This is a genomic window from Pseudomonas sp. ZY71 (genome assembly GCF_036542145.1).
Lineage (GTDB): Bacteria > Pseudomonadota > Gammaproteobacteria > Pseudomonadales > Pseudomonadaceae > Aquipseudomonas > Aquipseudomonas koreensis_A.
On the sequence record NZ_CP144274.1, the window covers coordinates 1,626,243 to 1,642,236 of the forward strand.

The window sequence follows — 15,994 nt, forward strand, 5'->3', positions numbered from 1 at the left end:
CAGATAAAAAGACAAGCACCTACAGGAGTGTTCACCGTGAGCCGCCTGCTATTGAATTGCGACATTGGCGAGAGTTTCGGCAGCTGGACCATGGGTCTGGATGCCGAGGTCATGCCCTTCATCGATTGCGCCAACGTGGCCTGTGGTTTCCATGCGGGTGATCCGAGCATCATGCGCAAGACCGTCAGCCTGGCGTTGAGCCATGGCGTGCAGATCGGCGCACACCCGGCTTACCAGGATCTGGTCGGTTTCGGCCGTCGCTCCATGGCGTATTCGGCGCAAGAGCTGCAAGACATCCTGCATTACCAGATCGGTGCCCTCGATGGCATTTGCAAGGCCCAGGGCGGGCGCGTCAGTTACGTCAAACCCCACGGCGCGATGTACAACGACATGATGGCCAACCCGGCGCAACTGCGTGCGGTGATTCAGGCCGTGGCCGCTTACGACCGCAGCCTGCCGTTGATGTTGATGGCCACCCGCGACAACTGCGCCGCGCAGCAGATCGGCGATGAGTATGGTGTGACCCTGTGGTTCGAAGCCTTCGCCGACCGCGCCTACGACAGCGCCGGCAAACTGCTTTCACGACAACTGCCGGGCGCGGTGCATCACGACCCCGAGAAGATCATCGAGCAAGCGTTGACCATCGCCCGTGGCGACAGCCTCAGCGCCAGCGACGGCAGCGCCTTGCTGCTGCACGCCAATACCCTCTGCGTGCACGGCGACAACGCCAGTTCGGTCGCCGCCGTGCAACGCATTCGCGAGGCCTTGAATCAGCAGAGCGCGCCATGAACCCAAGGATTGAAGTGGTGGCACTGGATTGCCTGATGCTGCGTCTGTTCGATGAAATCGCCGAAGCCAACATGCCGTGGATGCTCGCCGCCAGTGAGCGCTTGCGTACGGCATTCGGTGAGCAACTGATCGATCTGGTGCCGTCCTATACGACGTTGATGGTGCATTACGATTTGACTGCACTGAGTCCGGGTCAGGCGCGGGAATTGATCGCCGAAGCGTTGATCGACCTGTCGCCCAATGCGCGAACGGCTGGCCAGTGCCATGTGCTGCCGGTCTGGTATGACTTGAGCGTCGGCCCTGAGTTGAGCTTGCTCGCCGAGCGCAGCGGTCTGGCGGTGACGGAGGTGATCCGGCGCCACAGTGCGCGGGAGTATCAGGTGTTTGCCCTGGGTTTCGCACCGGGCTTCGCCTTTATGGGCCTGGTCGAAGAGATTCTGGCCGCGCCACGTCTGAATACCCCACGAAAAAAAGTTGCTGCAGGCAGCGTCGGGATTGCCGAGCGCCAGACCGCTGCGTATCCCGTGGTATCACCCGGCGGCTGGAACCTGATCGGTCGCACTCCGGCCAGACTGTTCGACCGCAACCGTGATGGCTACAGCCTGATGCAACCGGGCGACACGGTGCGATTCGACGCGGTCAGTCACGCCGAATTCGTCAATCTGGGCGGCGATGACACACCACTGGAGGTGCAGGCATGAGCCGACTGACGATTAAAGCGAGTACACCGCTCTGTCTGTTGCAGGATGCAGGACGTTTCGGCGTGCGCCATCTGGGCGTGACCCAGGGCGGCGCGGCGGATTGGTGCTCAATGAGCTGGGCCAACTGGTTGCTGGGCAACGGACTGGATGTGCCGGTGATCGAAATCACCCTCGGCGGCTTTGCCGTCATCGCCGAGGAGGACTGCCTGCTGGCGCTGGCCGGCGCTGATCTTGGCGCGCAGATTGAGGGTCAACCGCTGGCGCCGTGGCGCAGTTTCAAGTTGGGTAAAGGACAGAAGTTGCTGTTCACGCAACCGTTGCTCGGTGCCCGGGCTTATCTGGCGGCGCCCGGCGGCTTCGAGGCCCCCAAGGTCTTGGGCAGTAGCGCGACAGTGGTGCGCGAGGAGTTCGGTGGTCTGGATGGCCTGGGCTTGCCGCTGGCCAAGGGGGCGGCGCTGAGCTATCGCGGTGAATCGCTGTCGCTTCGTGAAGTGCCTTTGGCGTTACGGCCGGATTTGAAATCGAATGCAGCGCTGGATCTGGTACTCGGCGCGCAGATCGGCCAGTTCAGCGGGCAGAGCCTGTTTGACGTGTTCAATACATCCTGGTCACTGGACAGTCGCGCAGATCGCATGGGCATTCGCTTGTTGGGCAGCGCCTTGCACTATCAGGGGCAACCGATGATTTCCGAAGGCATTCCACTCGGCGCAGTGCAGGTGCCGCCGGACGGGCAGCCGATCGTCTTGCTCAATGATCGCCAGACCATTGGTGGTTATCCACGCTTGGGCGCGTTGACGCCGTTGGCGCTGGCGAGGCTGGCGCAGCGTCTGCCGGGTGACAAGGTGCGCTTCACACCTGTCATGCAAGAGCGTGCATGGCACGACCATATCAACTACCTGAAGTCCTACTTGTAATTGTCCTTATTTCGGACTGAAGACCGAGACGTTTCCTGACGCTTTGGTAAGTTGCCCTACATCACGCGTCAAGGAGGTGTGGAACTATCGGTCTTCATCTTTTACAAGGAAGTTACAGATGCGTTTTATGAAAGTGATGGCCCAGTCAGAGGGCGAGTGTGCGAACCGTGTCGATGGGCACATTGTCGGTTTTTATGAGGATGTGGGCAGCGTGCCGGTTTATCGGGCGAGCGTCGATCGTTTCTACAATGTGCAACGACTGGACGCCGAAGATGCCGGTCATCAGGACATCGTTGCGCGTATCGAGACATTCATGTCCACCGCAACCGTCGACATGATGCGAATGTTTCACTGGAATCACCGCACAGAGGCAAGTGGTCAATCCATGGAACTGATTGCCGAGGGGAACAACAGTGAAACGGAGGCGACCCGGGTCAGGTTTCGTTTTCTGTCGCCAGAGGGCGAGATGAAGAGTGAAACGACCCTGAGTTCTGAAACGGATATTGAGAAAGCTCGCAGGGTAGAGCTGGCAAACGGCGGGACGAAAGTGGTCGCCAAAGGGAAAACGAGACGTCGCGGGCAAAAAACTGCCTCTGTCGGGCCGGCGATTCAGGACACCGTCTTTATGGACAGGCTCTGCAATTCCTATCTCGCAACAGGTTGGTAAAACGGCCGCCGATTCCGCACGGAATTGAGGGTTCCCACGCTCACGTGGGAACCCTTTGGCCGTTATTTGGACAAAAACCGCATGCCTTCCTCAAGCCCGCGCAACGTCAACGGATACATCTGATCCTCGATCAGATCCCGCACGATATTGGTCGATGAGGTATAGCCCCAGGTATCTTTCGGATACGGGTTGATCCAGATGAGCTTCTTGTACTTCTCCATGAAGCGCTGCATCCACACGTAGCCCGGCTCTTCGTTCCAGTGCTCGACACTGCCGCCAGCCTGGGTGATTTCATACGGCGCCATGGCGGCGTCACCGATGAAAATCACTTTGTAGTCGGCGCCATACTTGTGCAGCAGATCCTGGGTCGAAGTGCGCTCCGAGGTGCGGCGCATGTTGTTCTTCCATACCGATTCGTAAACGAAATTGTGGAAGTAGAAATACTCCAGATGCTTGAACTCGGTCTTGCAGGCCGAGAACAGCTCTTCGCAAATCTTCACATGCGCGTCCATCGAACCGCCGATGTCGAACAGCAGCAACAGCTTCACCGTGTTGCGGCGCTCGGGGCGCATCTGGATATTCAGCAGACCGGCGTCCTTGGCGGTGTGGTCGATGGTGCCGTCGATGTCCAGCTCTTCTGCCGCGCCTTGGCGGGCGAATTTGCGCAGTCGGCGCAGGGCGACTTTGATATTGCGCGTGCCCAGTTCCACCGAATCATCGAGGTTCTTGTACTCGCGTTGATCCCAGACTTTCACGGCTTTGCCCTGACGCTTGCCGGCATCGCCGACCCGAATGCCTTCCGGGTTGAAGCCACCGGAGCCGAACGGACTAGTGCCGCCAGTGCCGATCCATTTATTGCCGCCGGCGTGGCGTTCCTTCTGTTCTTCCAGACGCTTCTTGAACTCTTCGATCAGCTTGTCCAGACCGCCGAGTGACTGGATCTGCGCGCGTTCCTCGTCGCTCAGCGAGCGCTCGAACTCCTTGCGCAGCCAGTCTTCGGGAATCAGCGCCTGCAAGTGATCATCGAGCTTTTCGAGGCCATTGAAGTAGGCGCCGAACGCGCGGTCGAACTTGTCGAAATGGCGTTCGTCCTTGACCAGAATCGCCCGCGACAAGTAATAGAACTCGTCCATGTCGGCGAAGGTCACGCGCTGTTTCAGCGCGTTGATCAGGTCGAGCAACTCGCGCACCGACACCGGCACCTTGGCGGCACGCATTTCATTGAACAGGTTGAGCAACATGGCATCAGCCTCTTAGCGGGTGCCGCGACGGCTCATGAACGCCAGGCGCTCAAGCAGCTGCACGTCCTGCTCGTTCTTCACCAACGCGCCGGCCAGCGGCGGAATCGCTTTGGTCGGATCGCGCTCGCGCAGCACCGCTTCGCCGATGTTGTCGGCCATCAGCAGCTTCAGCCAGTCGACCAGTTCCGAGGTCGACGGCTTCTTCTTCAGGCCCGGCACCTTGCGCACATCGAAGAACACGTCTAGCGCTTCGCTGACCAGATCCTTCTTGATGTCCGGGTAGTGCACGTCGACGATTTTCTGCAGGGTGGTGCGGTCGGGGAAGGCGATGTAGTGGAAGAAGCAACGGCGCAGGAAAGCGTCCGGCAGCTCTTTTTCATTGTTGGAGGTAATGATGATGATCGGGCGCTTCTTGGCCTTGATGGTCTCGTCGATCTCGTAAACGTAGAACTCCATCTTGTCGAGTTCTTGCAACAAGTCGTTGGGGAACTCGATGTCGGCCTTGTCGATTTCATCGATCAACAAAATGACCCGCTCTTCGGACTCGAACGCTTCCCAGAGCTTGCCTTTTTTCAGGTAGTTGCGCACGTCGTGGACTTTTTCATTGCCCAGTTGCGAGTCGCGCAGGCGGCTGACCGCATCGTACTCGTACAGGCCCTGATGGGCCTTGGTGGTGGACTTGATGTGCCAGGTGATCAACTTGGCGCCGAACGATTCGGCCAGTTGCTCGGCGAGCATGGTCTTGCCGGTGCCCGGCTCGCCCTTGACCAGCAGCGGCCGCTCCAGGGTGATGGCGGCGTTGACCGCCAGCTTCAGGTCATCGGTGGCGACGTAGGCCTGGGTGCCTTCGAACTTCATCTGCTAATCCTCGAACGGTAACGCCGACCTGAACGGGCAGGGCGGGGGCGAAATAATCGGATGCCCGACTATAACGCGCAGGCCGGTCGACTGTGAACGCAGACGGCTTATTCAGTCTCTGAATGGGGCGTCACATGTTGACTCAGTCTCGGCCGATGGCCAGTATTCAGGCCTCGTTGATTTGACGATAGCCTTCAGGATGTCCACTGAATCTGTGGCGAGGGAGCTTGCTCCCGCTGGGCTGCGAAGCAGTCCCCCATGTGCCCGGAGGCGCTGAATTGATGCTATCCATGAAACGGCCACGCTTGGCGGCAGTTACTGCACTCTCTGATAGCCGGCTTGCACTGGACTTTGTTGATGGTCGAGCGCTGACACTCGATTTGAGTCGAGATATTCATACGTATAAGCAGTTGCAGCCCTTGCTTGATCCCCAAGTCTTTGCGACTGCCATCTTGGGCGATGAAGGTTGGACCGTTGAATGGCCTGCCCCGGATATTCAGATTGGCGCCGATACTCTATATCTGGATGCTTTTCCAGAAATGAACCCTAACCCGCATCCGGCTTCGGCCGCTCATACCGGGCATTGAATGCCTGTACGAAACCATTGCGCAAAATCTGCAAAAACGCTTCGAATGCGCTGATATTTTGCTGATGGACGTTGCCGCTGAGTTCGACCTTGGTGGCGAACTGGTTTTTCGCCTGGTTCTTCAGCACGGTTTCCGAGCCGCCGACGATGGCCTCCCAGACCGAGCGGAAGATGCTCTTGTTCTTGTTTTCCACGTCCTGCTGCCAGTTGAACACTTCGACGTCGCGCAGCAGCGGTTTGATGTAGCCGTTGACCTGGGCCTTTTTGGCTTGGGCTTCGATCACCACATCACCGTGGCCGGCGTTGAAGTCGAACTTGCCGTAAGCCGAGGCGAAGTCGTTCATGCTTTTGAGTTCGATGTCTTTGGCGCGCAGGCGGAATTGGAAGTCCTCGAAATTGCTCAGCGGGTCGAAGGTGGCAGTGGTTTCCAGTGGGGCATGCCCGAGCAAAAGCGCTTTGCCCTCGAAACGGGCGTCACGTTTGCCCTGCTTGTCGACCACGTTGGTCAGGTTGTAGATGCTTGCGTCGACATTGGTAGCGTTCATGTTCACTGGCGGTTTTGAATTGAAATTACGGAAGCTGATCTTGCCGTCGTGAATCTGCACTTCGTCGAGGGTTATCGGCAGCAACTTGCCCAGTTGCGCACGCCAGTCAGTGCCCTGACCGGTCTGGGAGTTCTGCTTGTTGGCCCCGCCATCGACGAAATTGATCTCGGGATTGACGAATTTCACTTGCGCCACCACAGCATGGTCGTACCACAGCGAATGCCAACTGACCGCAAGATCGATCAGCGGTGCATTGACGAACGGCACCGGCACCTTGCCGTCGACCTTGACGATTTTCAGCCCATTGATCTTGTAGGCGCCGCGCCATAGGGCCAGATCGACATCAGTGATCTGACCCCGGTAGTCACCCATGTCCGCCAGTTTGCCGTTCAGATAGTCGCGCACCATGTAGGGCAGGGCGATGTGCAGCGCGATCAGCAACACAACGACGACGGCGAAAATCCCTAGTGGCCAACTGTAGCGACGCTTCATGACGGCAATTCCCAGACGATGTAAGCGATTGACTGTTACGCCGCGCAGACGTTCGACCCGACTGGACTGCGCCAGGCAACAGGCATACCTTGGAAGGCTGAATTCAATGCTGCATAAGGACCCAGCCATGAGCCGTATTTTTGCTGACAACGCCCATTCCATCGGCAACACGCCGCTGGTGCAGATCAACCGTATCGCGCCGCGCGGCGTGACTATCCTGGCCAAGATCGAGGGGCGCAACCCCGGTTACTCGGTCAAGTGCCGGATCGGCGCCAACATGATCTGGGACGCCGAAAGCAGCGGCAAACTCAAGCCGGGCATGACCATTGTCGAGCCGACGTCGGGTAACACGGGGATCGGTCTGGCATTCGTCGCCGCCGCTCGTGGTTACAAATTGATGCTGACCATGCCAGCCTCGATGAGCATCGAGCGTCGCAAGGTTCTCAAGGCCTTGGGCGCCGAACTGGTCTTGACCGAACCGGCCAAGGGCATGAAAGGCGCCATCGAAAAGGCCGCCGAGATCGTTGCCAGCGATGCCGACAAATACTTCATGCCATCGCAGTTCGATAACCCGGCCAACCCAGCCATCCATGAAAAGACCACCGGTCCGGAAATCTGGAACGACACCGATGGCGCTGTCGATGTACTGGTCGCGGGCGTCGGCACTGGCGGAACCATCACCGGTGTTTCGCGGTATATCAAGAATACCCAGGGCAAACCGATCCTGTCGGTAGCGGTGGAGCCGGTGTCATCGCCAGTAATCACCCAAGCGCTGGCCGGTGAAGAGATCAAACCGAGCCCACACAAGATTCAGGGGATCGGTGCCGGTTTCGTGCCGAAGAATCTGGATCTGTCGATGGTTGACCGGGTCGAGCAGGTCACTGACGAAGAGTCCAAGGCCATGGCCCTGCGCTTGATGCAGGAAGAGGGGATTTTGTGCGGTATCTCCTGCGGTGCCGCAATGGCGGTAGCGGTGAGACTGGCAGAGACGCCGGAGATGCAGGGCAAGACTATCGTCGTGATTCTGCCGGACTCCGGTGAGCGTTATCTGTCGAGCATGCTGTTCAGCGATCTGTTCACAGAGCAGGAGACTCAGCAGTAATCCAGTTGATTCAGGTCAGCCAGGGTTCAGGATCGTTATGCTAATAAATGCTTTGTTGCGCAATTCTTAACACTGAATCTTGTGTAAGGCGGGTTTTGCCCGGCGCCGGTAGTGTTTATCATGGCCGGCTGCCATGCCGGGTAAAGGGCATTGCGCAGCGTTGTCTTTATTCAAGGAGTCGTTGATGACCTTTTCGTTAGCCGCCAAGGTATTGGTGCTGCTGCTGTTTGTGGGCAGCATCCTGTATGTGCATTTGCGCGGCAAGGCGCGTTTGCCGGTTCTGCGCCAGTTCGTCAACCACTCGGCGCTGTTCGCCCCGTACAACGCCTTGATGTACCTGTTCTCCGGCGTACCGTCCAAGCCGTACCTGGATCGCAGCAAATTCCCGGAACTGGATGTGCTGCGCGACAACTGGGAAACCATTCGCGACGAAGCCATGCATTTGTTCGATGAGGGCTATATTCGCGCGGCGGAAAAGAACAACGACGCCGGTTTCGGCTCGTTCTTCAAGAAGGGCTGGAAGCGTTTCTACCTCAAGTGGTACGACAAACCGCTGCCGTCGGCTGAAACCCTGTGCCCGAAAACCGTGGCGCTGGTCAGTGCGATTCCCAACGTCAAAGGTGCGATGTTTGCGTTGCTGCCGGGTGGCAGTCACCTGAACCCGCACCGCGATCCGTTTGCCGGCTCGCTGCGCTATCACCTCGGTTTGTCGACGCCAAACTCCGATGATTGCCGGATCTTCGTCGATGGTCAGGTGTACGCCTGGCGTGACGGCGAAGACGTGATGTTCGACGAGACCTACGTGCACTGGGTCAAGAACGAAACCGACCAAACCCGCGTGATCCTGTTCTGCGACGTCGAGCGTCCGCTGAGCAACCGCCTCATGACTCGCATCAACCGCGCGATCAGCGCCTGGCTTGGCCGTGCCACCGCACCGCAAAACCTTGATGACGAACGCGTCGGCGGGATCAACCAGGCCTATGCCTGGAGCAAGAACTTCAGCGACAAGTTCAGCGGCGTGGTCAAACAGTGGAAACGTCGTCATCCGAAAGCCTACCGCGTGATGCGGCCGGTGCTGGCGGTGGTGGTGTTGACGTTGTTGGGGTATTGGCTGTTTGGTTAAGGCTGGATGTTGTAATAAAAAACTGCTCCTTGTGAGCGGTTTTTTATTGCCTGCGATTCAGCGCCGCCCAGCGAGAACGTTGGGTTCATCTACGTCAATGCCATCGACAAGAACTTGCAGAAATCGTTGCTGGTTGGTGGATAACACTAAATCCCCCAGCTTTTCATCGGCTTTGCGTGATCCCTTTTTCGAGGGGGCTCGTTTAACAACCTTACGCATTTTTTTGCCCTCGCTGATCATTAATTGAACAGTTTTCACAATACTTTACCCTCCACTGCGAGCACAAGCCGGCCATCCAAATCAAATGTGAAGCCGAGCTGTCTATATTTCGGAATGGCTCCTTGCATGGGCTCCTGAACTTCAATCAATCTGCTGCCAATAATTTGGGCAAATTCGTCAATGGCCAGCATCGCCAACGCCGCGATACGGTTTTTAAGTGGATGCGCTTCCCCTGGCCTTCCCTCTAGCCGCACGATTCGAATTCGCTGACGGCTATTGTTTGGAATGACAAAACACAGCCCGCAGAGCTCTTGTTCAAACCAGATCGCGACATCCAGAGACAAGGGTTCTCGGGTCTTCCAGGTGACGACATCTCCCCAGGAAAAATGCGGGTTATCCCAAAGCTCAAAAGCACTCATTGCCTGAGCATCGATGGCTTCGAAGCGTACTTTCGAAAAGTCTGCGCCCTCATGAGAAAGCATTTTCTTGGTGGTGATACTAGCCGCCTTTCTCGCCTCTGACCGATACAACTGGTAGCGCAAATACGTCCGTTCCCTTGGCATATGATTTCGAGCATTCCATGTCTCCCCATCGATAGGTGTTGCGGTTGCTCAACAGCCTATTCAGCTCCCATGCATCCGTCGCTACTGGCCCTTTGTCCAAATCATTGCAATCCATGTCCCACGCTGGTTATAGTCGGCGCTCGTGAGTCGTATGCCTCACGCTCCACCCCTTCAAAAAAGATCTGCGCAAATGCCTGCATCCCTCATCAACGCGGTAGTCGATTCAGCGGTCAACGCTGGCGTCGTGCCGTGGGGGAATCAGCAGCCCAAGCAGATCAGTCATTACCCCCCACCTGTCAGTAGCACGCCGGTGTGCGCAGTCGTATCACCGCCGGGCGTTGGCGTTTCGGGCTGATCGGCAGTTTTTGCTGACCCCTGCGCCCGCCAGAAAAACCTACTGAATTTCAGCTTCGGCTGAGTTGGCTTCTTGCCTGACTACAGGTGGTATTCATGTTTGTCCTGTCGAAAAAATCCGCGCTCGCGGCGACGTCCACGAGCCTGTTCGTTCTGCTGTGGAGCAGCGGTGCGATCTTCTCCAAATGGGGTTTGGCCCACGCTTCGCCGTTTGCCTTTCTGTTGATTCGCTTTGTGATCGCCTTGTGTGGGCTGATGCTGTTGGCGCCGCTGCTGAAGCTGAAGCTGCCCAAGGGCGGCAAACCGATGCTGTTTGCGATTGCCACGGGTGTGGTGTTGTTGGGGGCCTATCAGATTTTCTATCTACTGGCGCTCAACACCAAAGTCACTCCGGGCGTGATGGCGACCATCATGGGCGTGCAGCCGATTCTCACCGTGGTGTTGATGGAGCGGCAGCGCTCGGCGAGTCGGATGTTCGGTCTGGCCTTGGGATTGGCGGGGCTGATCATGGTGGTTTACCAAGGCATCGGTCTGGCCGGGATGTCCTGGGTGGGAATGTTGTTCGGGTTGCTGGCGCTGGCGAGCATGACGCTGGGCTCGATCATGCAGAAACGCATCACCGACAATCCCCTCGGTACACTGCCGGTGCAATATCTGGCCGGGCTGTTGTTGTGCGGGATTTTCGTGCCGTTTCAGCCGTTCCATTTTGAACACAGCACCGGTTTTATCGTGCCGGTGTTGTGGATGGGGCTGGTGGTCTCGGTGCTGGCGACGTTGTTGCTGTATCGGCTGATTGCGCGGGGCAATCTGGTGAATGTCACCAGTCTGTTTTACCTGGTGCCAGCGGTGACGGCGGTGATGGACTATCTGATTTTCGGCAATCGCCTGGCGGCGTTGAGTGTGCTTGGGATGCTGTTGATTGTGGTCGGCTTGGCATTTGTGTTTCGTGAAAGGGGGTAACAGATCGTCAGGTGGCGGCTTTTAGGCCGCCGATCGCGAGCAGGCTCACTCCTGCAGGGGAACGCATTCCAATTGTAGGAGTGAGCCTGCTCGCGATAGCCATTTCAGCAACGCCAGAAGTCTAGCGGGCTGTCACCTGCGAAGGTTTCACCACCGCCGGCTTCAACACCAACCACAACGCCGCCGCAATCAGCACGCCACCGTAGATATGCGCCATCGACAAGGGCTCATCCAGCAGCAAAGCCCCCCACAAAACCCCGAACGGCGGAATCATGAAGGTCACGGTCATCGACTTCACCGGGCCGATCGAACTGAGCAGGCGGAAGTAAATGATGTAGGCAAACGCCGTGCAGCCCAGACCCAGGCCCAGCAGCGACAGCCAGACATTCCAGCCGCCCCAACTGACCGGCGGTGAAGTGATCACGCTATAGCCGAACAACGGCAACAGGAACAACGTCGCGCCGAGCATGCTGCCCAGCGCCGACAGACGACTGTCCAGTCCACCAGCCTGATCCAGCCAGCGTCGCGCGAGGAAACCGGCAAAACCATAACAAGTGGTCGCCAGCAAGCAGGCGAGGGCGCCCATCAACAGCTGCATGTCAAATGCCACGGGACCGGCGCGGGTCAGCACGCCAACACCGAACAGGCCGAGGAACACCCCGCCGAGTTTGGCTGCGGTGAGTTTTTCACTGAAGAACAACCCGCCAATCAGCACGCCCATCAGCGGCGTGGTGGCGTTGAAAATCGCCGAATAACCGGCCGGCAAAACCTGGGCAGCAACCGAATACAGCGTCGCCGGAATCCCTGAGTTGATCACGCCCAGCAGCATCACGGTTTTCAGTTTGCCTTTGAAATCCCAGCGCACGCGCATCAGACCGAGGATCACCAACAGGCCGGCGGCAGCGATGGACACGCGAAAAAATCCGGTCGGAATCGTGCCAATCACCGGCGCAATAATGCGCATGAACAGAAAACTTGCGCCCCAGATGGCCGCCAGCGACAACATACGGAAAATATCGACAGGGCTCACGGCGGGTCTCCTTCCTTGATCGGGACGAGAGTGTTGCCGAGCGCCCTGACGAAGGCAACCGCTATTCGGGCATGCAACTTAGCGGTCAGATCACAAAGCGTGTGACCAGGCCGTTGAGATCGACCGCCAGACGCGACAGTTCCTGGCTTGCGGCCGAGGTCTGAGTGGCGCCGGCGGCGGTCTGCGTCGAGAGGTCACGGATCGTCACCAGATTCTGATCGACCTCACGCGCCACCAATGCCTGTTGCTCGGCCGCGCTGGCGATCACCAGGTTGCGTTGGTTGATCTGCGAGATCGACGCGGTGATTTTTTCCAGTGCCTGACCGGCACTGTTGGCGCGGCGCAACGTCTGACCCGCCTGCTCGGCACTGCTCTGCAAAGCGCCAACGGTTGCCCCGGTGCCTTGCTGGATGCTGCTGATCATCAGCTCGATTTCTTCGGTGGAGTTCTGCGTGCGTTGCGCCAGCGAACGCACTTCATCGGCGACCACGGCAAAACCGCGCCCGGCTTCACCGGCGCGTGCCGCTTCGATCGCCGCATTGAGCGCCAGCAGATTGGTCTGCCCGGCAATCCCGCGAATCACCTCCAGCACTTTACTGATGTCCTGCGCCTGAGTGGCCAGGCCCTCGGCTTGTGCGGAAGCACCGAGTACCGCATCGACCAGCTCCTGAATCGAACTAATGGTTTCGCTGACCTGCACGTGGCCGTGCTTGCTGTCCTCGTTGGATGCGGCAGACGCCTCGGCGCTGGACACCGCATTGGCCGCGACTTCGTCCACCGCCGTGCTCATCTCGGTGACCGCGGTGGCAGCTTGTTCGATCTGGTCATTCTGCTGTTGCAGACCGCGGGTGCTTTGCTCCATCACCGAACTCATTTCCTCGGCAGCGGAAGCCAGTTGCTGCGCTGATTCGCTGATACCGCGGATGGTCGAGCGCAGATTGCCTTGCATCTCGGCGAGGGCTTCGAGCAACTGCGCGGCTTCATCTTTACCGCTACTGATAATTTCGCCACTGAGATTGCCGGCAGCAATGCGCCGCGCGACATCCAGTGCCTGATTGATCGGGGTGGTGATGCTGCGGGTCAGCAGCCAGGCCAATAGCAAGGTGGCAATCAGGGCGACCACGATGATCGACGCGACGATCCACAATGCCCGTTCATACATGGCTGCGGCGGCATCGGCGGCGTCGTCTGCACCTTGTTGATTGAGGCTGATCATCTGCTCCAGCGTCTTGTCGAGCACTGTGCCCTGCGGTGCCAGTTCGTTGCTCAAACGCGTGGCAGCCTGCTCGTTCTGCCCCGCGTCAATCTGGCTGACAATCTGATCGAGAATGCTCAGGTATTTGCCGACGGCCGCGTTCAAGCCGTCGAGCATCGCCTGTTCCTGATCACTGGCGATCAAGGCTTTGTGATCGTTGAGGCGCTTGAGCAACTCCTCGCGTTGCGCCTTGAGGATGCTTTTGCTTCGGTCGCGCACCGCAGGCTGGGAGTTAGTGATCAGACGCAGCGATTCGAGGCGGATGCTGGCGATGTTCGCCGCCGCGTCATGAATGCTCTCGATGCTGGGCATCCATGATTCTTCGATCACTGCTGCACTTTCGCGCAGGGTTTTCATCTGGCCGAGCCCGAACAGGCCGACCACCACCAGCAGACCGGCCAAAACGGCAAAACTCAAACTGGCGCGCAAACCTATGCGCAGATTCCGGATAGACATCAGTGTGCTCCTTGATCTTTGAGGGGGAGAGGTCGTCCTCGTGGACCGAGGATCTTGTTGTGAGGCGGGTGATGGCGGGCTGTATATCAAAGTGCCACTATTTTGGTAAGATCAATCTGGCGTCGTCGCTGAGGGTGCGTGAATTTGCAGCAAAGCCACGGCCTAGACGCGTCTGCTTTCTATTGGATCCGAAGCCCAGAGAATTCGCGGGCTGGCGCAGGATGAGAGACAGCACCGCTCAGGCGCTTAACTGACCGAACGGTCGATTAAAAAAACTTTGCAAAAACGCTGTTGGCGTACAACCCCGGCGCAGATTTGGCAGAAATTGCACTTCACCTGCGCGCGCATCCGTGGCTAAGCTCAGGCACAGATTTCCAAACGCACGCCGAGGTCTTATCTATGCCGCAGCAATGGCCAGCCACCGACATCGCCCGGATGATCCTCGATGGCTTTGACGATTACCGCGAGCATTTCCGGCGGATCACCGACGGCGCCCGGGAGCGATTCGAGCAGGCGCGCTGGCAGGAGACGCAAACCGCGTCGGCAGCGCGGATCAACCTCTACGAAGACAAGGTCGGCGAAACCATCGCCCGTCTGCGCGAATACTTCGACGACGAAACGCTGATGAATGTCAGCTGCTGGCCGCTGGTGAAAAGTGCCTACATCAGCGTCATCGACCTGCGCTTCGACGATGAGCTGTCCGAGACCTGGTACAACTCGATTTTCTGCGGGCTGTTCAGCCATGACCTGATCAGTGACGGCTGCATGTTCATCCACACCACGCGCCCGAGCCTGCGCCGTGCCCGCGCCGCGCAGACCCGAACCTACAAACCGCAAGGCCAGTTGTCGGGGATGCTCGCGAGCATTTTTGCCGACTACCGTTTCAGCGAGGACTACGCCGATCTGCCGGGCGACCTGCGCCGCCTCGAAGCGCAACTTCGCGAGAACCTGCCGGACTGGGTGTGCAAGGACCCGGAACTCAGCGTCGAGCTGTTTTCCTCGGTGCTGTACCGCAACAAGGGCGCGTACCTGGTCGGGCGCATTTACACCCGCGACGAGCAATGGCCGCTGGTGATCCCGCTGCTGCACCGCGAAGGGCGCGGGATCCAGATCGATGCGCTGATCACCGACGAAGCCGATGTGTCGATCATCTTCTCGTTCACCCGTTCGTACTTCATGGTCGATGTGCCGGTGCCGGCGGAATTCATCGGTTTCCTGCGACGCATCCTGCCGGGAAAACACATCGCCGAGCTGTACACCTCGATCGGCTTCTACAAGCACGGCAAATCCGAGTTCTACCGAGCGCTGATCAATCATCTGGCCAACACCGACGACCAGTTCATCATGGCCCCGGGTGTACGCGGCATGGTCATGAGCGTGTTTACCCTGCCGGGCTTCAACACCGTGTTCAAAATCATCAAGGACCGTTTCTCGCCATCGAAAAACGTCGACCGTGCCACGGTGATCGAGAAGTATCGATTGGTGAAAAGCGTCGACCGGGTAGGGCGTATGGCCGATACCCAGGAGTTCGCCGACTTCCGTTTTCCGCTGAGCAAGTTCGATCCGGCGTGCCTTGAGGAATTGCTGGAAGTCGCGCCATCGACAGTCTCGGTCGAGGGCGAAACGGTATTGATACGCCACTGCTGGACCGAACGGCGAATGACCCCGCTCAATCTGTATCTGGAAAACGCCAACGACGCGCAGGTGCGCGAGGCGCTGGAGGATTACGGTCTGGCGATCAAGCAACTGGCGGCGGCGAACATCTTTCCCGGCGACATGTTGTTGAAGAACTTCGGCGTCACCCGGCACGGGCGGGTGGTGTTTTATGACTACGACGAAATCTGCTTCCTGACCGAGGCCAACTTCCGTCACATTCCCGCGCCGCGCACGCCGGAGGACGAAATGGCCTCCGAACCGTGGTACTCGATCGGGCCGCTGGATGTGTTTCCCGAGGAGTTTCCGCCGTTCCTGTTTGCCGATTCGGGGCAGCGCAAGTTGTTCGATCAACTGCATGGCGAGTTGTATAACGCCGATTACTGGAAGAGTTTGCAGGAGGCGATTCGGGCGGGGAAGGTCATTGATGTTTTCCCGTATCGGCGTAAAGGCCTCGACAACGAGTAGCTCTTTAAAAAAAACACC

At 58.3% G+C, this 15,994-nt stretch carries 16 protein-coding genes and 1 pseudogene; 10 read left to right on the forward strand and 7 right to left on the reverse strand.

What is annotated here, in order from left to right:
- The first annotated feature begins 36 nt into the window (after positions 1-36).
- From VY732_RS07215 to VY732_RS07230, 4 genes are all read left to right on the forward strand, one after another.
- Positions 37-789: a 5-oxoprolinase subunit PxpA gene (locus tag VY732_RS07215; RefSeq protein WP_116028877.1), complete on the forward strand. Its 753-nt coding sequence runs from the start codon at positions 37-39 to the stop codon at positions 787-789.
- Positions 786-1,490, forward strand: coding sequence for a 5-oxoprolinase subunit B family protein (locus VY732_RS07220; protein ID WP_331695078.1), 705 nt, complete (start codon positions 786-788; stop codon positions 1,488-1,490). The genes VY732_RS07215 and VY732_RS07220 overlap by 4 nt, the downstream gene beginning before the upstream one ends.
- On the forward strand, positions 1,487-2,404 hold the full coding sequence (locus VY732_RS07225; protein ID WP_331695079.1) for a biotin-dependent carboxyltransferase family protein: 918 nt from the start codon (positions 1,487-1,489) through the stop codon (positions 2,402-2,404). The genes VY732_RS07220 and VY732_RS07225 overlap by 4 nt, the downstream gene beginning before the upstream one ends.
- 118 nt (positions 2,405-2,522) lie before the next feature.
- On the forward strand, positions 2,523-3,071 hold the full coding sequence (locus tag VY732_RS07230; protein WP_331695081.1) for a hypothetical protein: 549 nt from the start codon (positions 2,523-2,525) through the stop codon (positions 3,069-3,071).
- A 62-nt stretch (positions 3,072-3,133) separates the two neighbouring features.
- Here the strand turns inward: VY732_RS07230 and VY732_RS07235 are convergent, their stop codons facing one another.
- Positions 3,134-4,312, reverse strand: coding sequence for a vWA domain-containing protein (locus tag VY732_RS07235; protein ID WP_007911295.1), 1,179 nt, complete (start codon positions 4,310-4,312; stop codon positions 3,134-3,136).
- 12 nt (positions 4,313-4,324) lie between these two features.
- Positions 4,325-5,170, reverse strand: coding sequence for an AAA family ATPase (locus VY732_RS07240; protein WP_007911294.1), 846 nt, complete (start codon positions 5,168-5,170; stop codon positions 4,325-4,327).
- Between the two features lie 281 nt (positions 5,171-5,451).
- Between VY732_RS07240 and VY732_RS07245 the strand changes: the two are divergent.
- Positions 5,452-5,709: pseudogene (locus VY732_RS07245) on the forward strand (DUF2442 domain-containing protein); the annotation flags it as partial.
- 7 nt (positions 5,710-5,716) lie between these two features.
- Here VY732_RS07245 and VY732_RS07250 read toward each other — a convergent pair.
- The gene (locus tag VY732_RS07250; protein WP_077571561.1) at positions 5,717-6,793 is read right to left on the reverse strand and encodes a DUF748 domain-containing protein; all 1,077 of its coding nucleotides are present in this window, start codon (positions 6,791-6,793) and stop codon (positions 5,717-5,719) included.
- Positions 6,794-6,920: 127 nt separating this feature from the next.
- Between VY732_RS07250 and cysK the strand changes: the two genes are divergently transcribed.
- Positions 6,921-7,895, forward strand: coding sequence for a cysteine synthase A (gene cysK, locus VY732_RS07255; RefSeq protein ID WP_077571562.1), 975 nt, complete (start codon positions 6,921-6,923; stop codon positions 7,893-7,895).
- Between the two features lie 184 nt (positions 7,896-8,079).
- Complete coding sequence (locus VY732_RS07260) at positions 8,080-9,018, forward strand: aspartyl/asparaginyl beta-hydroxylase domain-containing protein (RefSeq protein WP_034153190.1); 939 nt, start codon at positions 8,080-8,082, stop codon at positions 9,016-9,018.
- Between the two features lie 57 nt (positions 9,019-9,075).
- On the opposite strand, the gene VY732_RS07265 is transcribed toward VY732_RS07260, so the two are convergent.
- Both VY732_RS07265 and VY732_RS07270 read right to left on the reverse strand, forming a co-directional pair.
- Complete coding sequence (locus VY732_RS07265; RefSeq protein ID WP_127926226.1) at positions 9,076-9,276, reverse strand: hypothetical protein; 201 nt, start codon at positions 9,274-9,276, stop codon at positions 9,076-9,078.
- Positions 9,273-9,800: a hypothetical protein gene (locus VY732_RS07270; protein WP_331695085.1), complete on the reverse strand. Its 528-nt coding sequence runs from the start codon at positions 9,798-9,800 to the stop codon at positions 9,273-9,275. The genes VY732_RS07265 and VY732_RS07270 overlap by 4 nt, the downstream gene beginning before the upstream one ends.
- Positions 9,801-9,990: 190 nt before the next feature.
- Between VY732_RS07270 and VY732_RS07275 the strand changes: the two genes are divergently transcribed.
- Both VY732_RS07275 and VY732_RS07280 read left to right on the forward strand, forming a co-directional pair.
- Positions 9,991-10,155, forward strand: coding sequence for a hypothetical protein (locus tag VY732_RS07275; protein ID WP_331695087.1), 165 nt, complete (start codon positions 9,991-9,993; stop codon positions 10,153-10,155).
- Positions 10,156-10,250: 95 nt separating this feature from the next.
- Positions 10,251-11,114: a DMT family transporter gene (locus VY732_RS07280; protein ID WP_331695089.1), complete on the forward strand. Its 864-nt coding sequence runs from the start codon at positions 10,251-10,253 to the stop codon at positions 11,112-11,114.
- Positions 11,115-11,235: 121 nt separating this feature from the next.
- On the opposite strand, the gene VY732_RS07285 is transcribed toward VY732_RS07280, so the two are convergent.
- Both VY732_RS07285 and VY732_RS07290 read right to left on the reverse strand, forming a co-directional pair.
- A complete protein-coding gene (locus tag VY732_RS07285; protein ID WP_123594763.1) occupies positions 11,236-12,144 on the reverse strand; it encodes a DMT family transporter in 909 nt (302 codons plus the stop codon).
- Positions 12,145-12,229: 85 nt separating this feature from the next.
- The gene (locus VY732_RS07290; protein ID WP_331695090.1) at positions 12,230-13,855 is read right to left on the reverse strand and encodes a methyl-accepting chemotaxis protein; all 1,626 of its coding nucleotides are present in this window, start codon (positions 13,853-13,855) and stop codon (positions 12,230-12,232) included.
- 399 nt (positions 13,856-14,254) lie between these two features.
- Between VY732_RS07290 and aceK the strand changes: the two genes are divergently transcribed.
- Positions 14,255-15,976 (forward strand): bifunctional isocitrate dehydrogenase kinase/phosphatase, encoded by a 1,722-nt coding sequence (aceK, locus tag VY732_RS07295; protein WP_123594761.1) that lies wholly within the window; start codon positions 14,255-14,257, stop codon positions 15,974-15,976.
- The last annotated feature ends 18 nt before the right edge of the window (positions 15,977-15,994 follow it).

Coding starts and splice junctions, on each gene's coding strand:
- VY732_RS07230 (WP_331695081.1), top strand. CDS start 2,523: ATGCGTTTTATGAAAGTGATGGCCCAGTCAGAGGGCGAGTGTGCGAAC.
- VY732_RS07275 (WP_331695087.1), top strand. CDS start 9,991: ATGCCTGCATCCCTCATCAACGCGGTAGTCGATTCAGCGGTCAACGCT.
- VY732_RS07235 (WP_007911295.1), bottom strand. CDS start 4,312: ATGTTGCTCAACCTGTTCAATGAAATGCGTGCCGCCAAGGTGCCGGTG.
- VY732_RS07220 (WP_331695078.1), top strand. CDS start 786: ATGAACCCAAGGATTGAAGTGGTGGCACTGGATTGCCTGATGCTGCGT.
- VY732_RS07260 (WP_034153190.1), top strand. CDS start 8,080: ATGACCTTTTCGTTAGCCGCCAAGGTATTGGTGCTGCTGCTGTTTGTG.
- VY732_RS07250 (WP_077571561.1), bottom strand. CDS start 6,793: ATGAAGCGTCGCTACAGTTGGCCACTAGGGATTTTCGCCGTCGTCGTT.
- cysK (WP_077571562.1), top strand. CDS start 6,921: ATGAGCCGTATTTTTGCTGACAACGCCCATTCCATCGGCAACACGCCG.
- VY732_RS07225 (WP_331695079.1), top strand. CDS start 1,487: ATGAGCCGACTGACGATTAAAGCGAGTACACCGCTCTGTCTGTTGCAG.
- VY732_RS07280 (WP_331695089.1), top strand. CDS start 10,251: ATGTTTGTCCTGTCGAAAAAATCCGCGCTCGCGGCGACGTCCACGAGC.
- VY732_RS07270 (WP_331695085.1), bottom strand. CDS start 9,800: ATGCCAAGGGAACGGACGTATTTGCGCTACCAGTTGTATCGGTCAGAG.
- aceK (WP_123594761.1), top strand. CDS start 14,255: ATGCCGCAGCAATGGCCAGCCACCGACATCGCCCGGATGATCCTCGAT.
- VY732_RS07240 (WP_007911294.1), bottom strand. CDS start 5,170: ATGAAGTTCGAAGGCACCCAGGCCTACGTCGCCACCGATGACCTGAAG.
- VY732_RS07290 (WP_331695090.1), bottom strand. CDS start 13,855: ATGTCTATCCGGAATCTGCGCATAGGTTTGCGCGCCAGTTTGAGTTTT.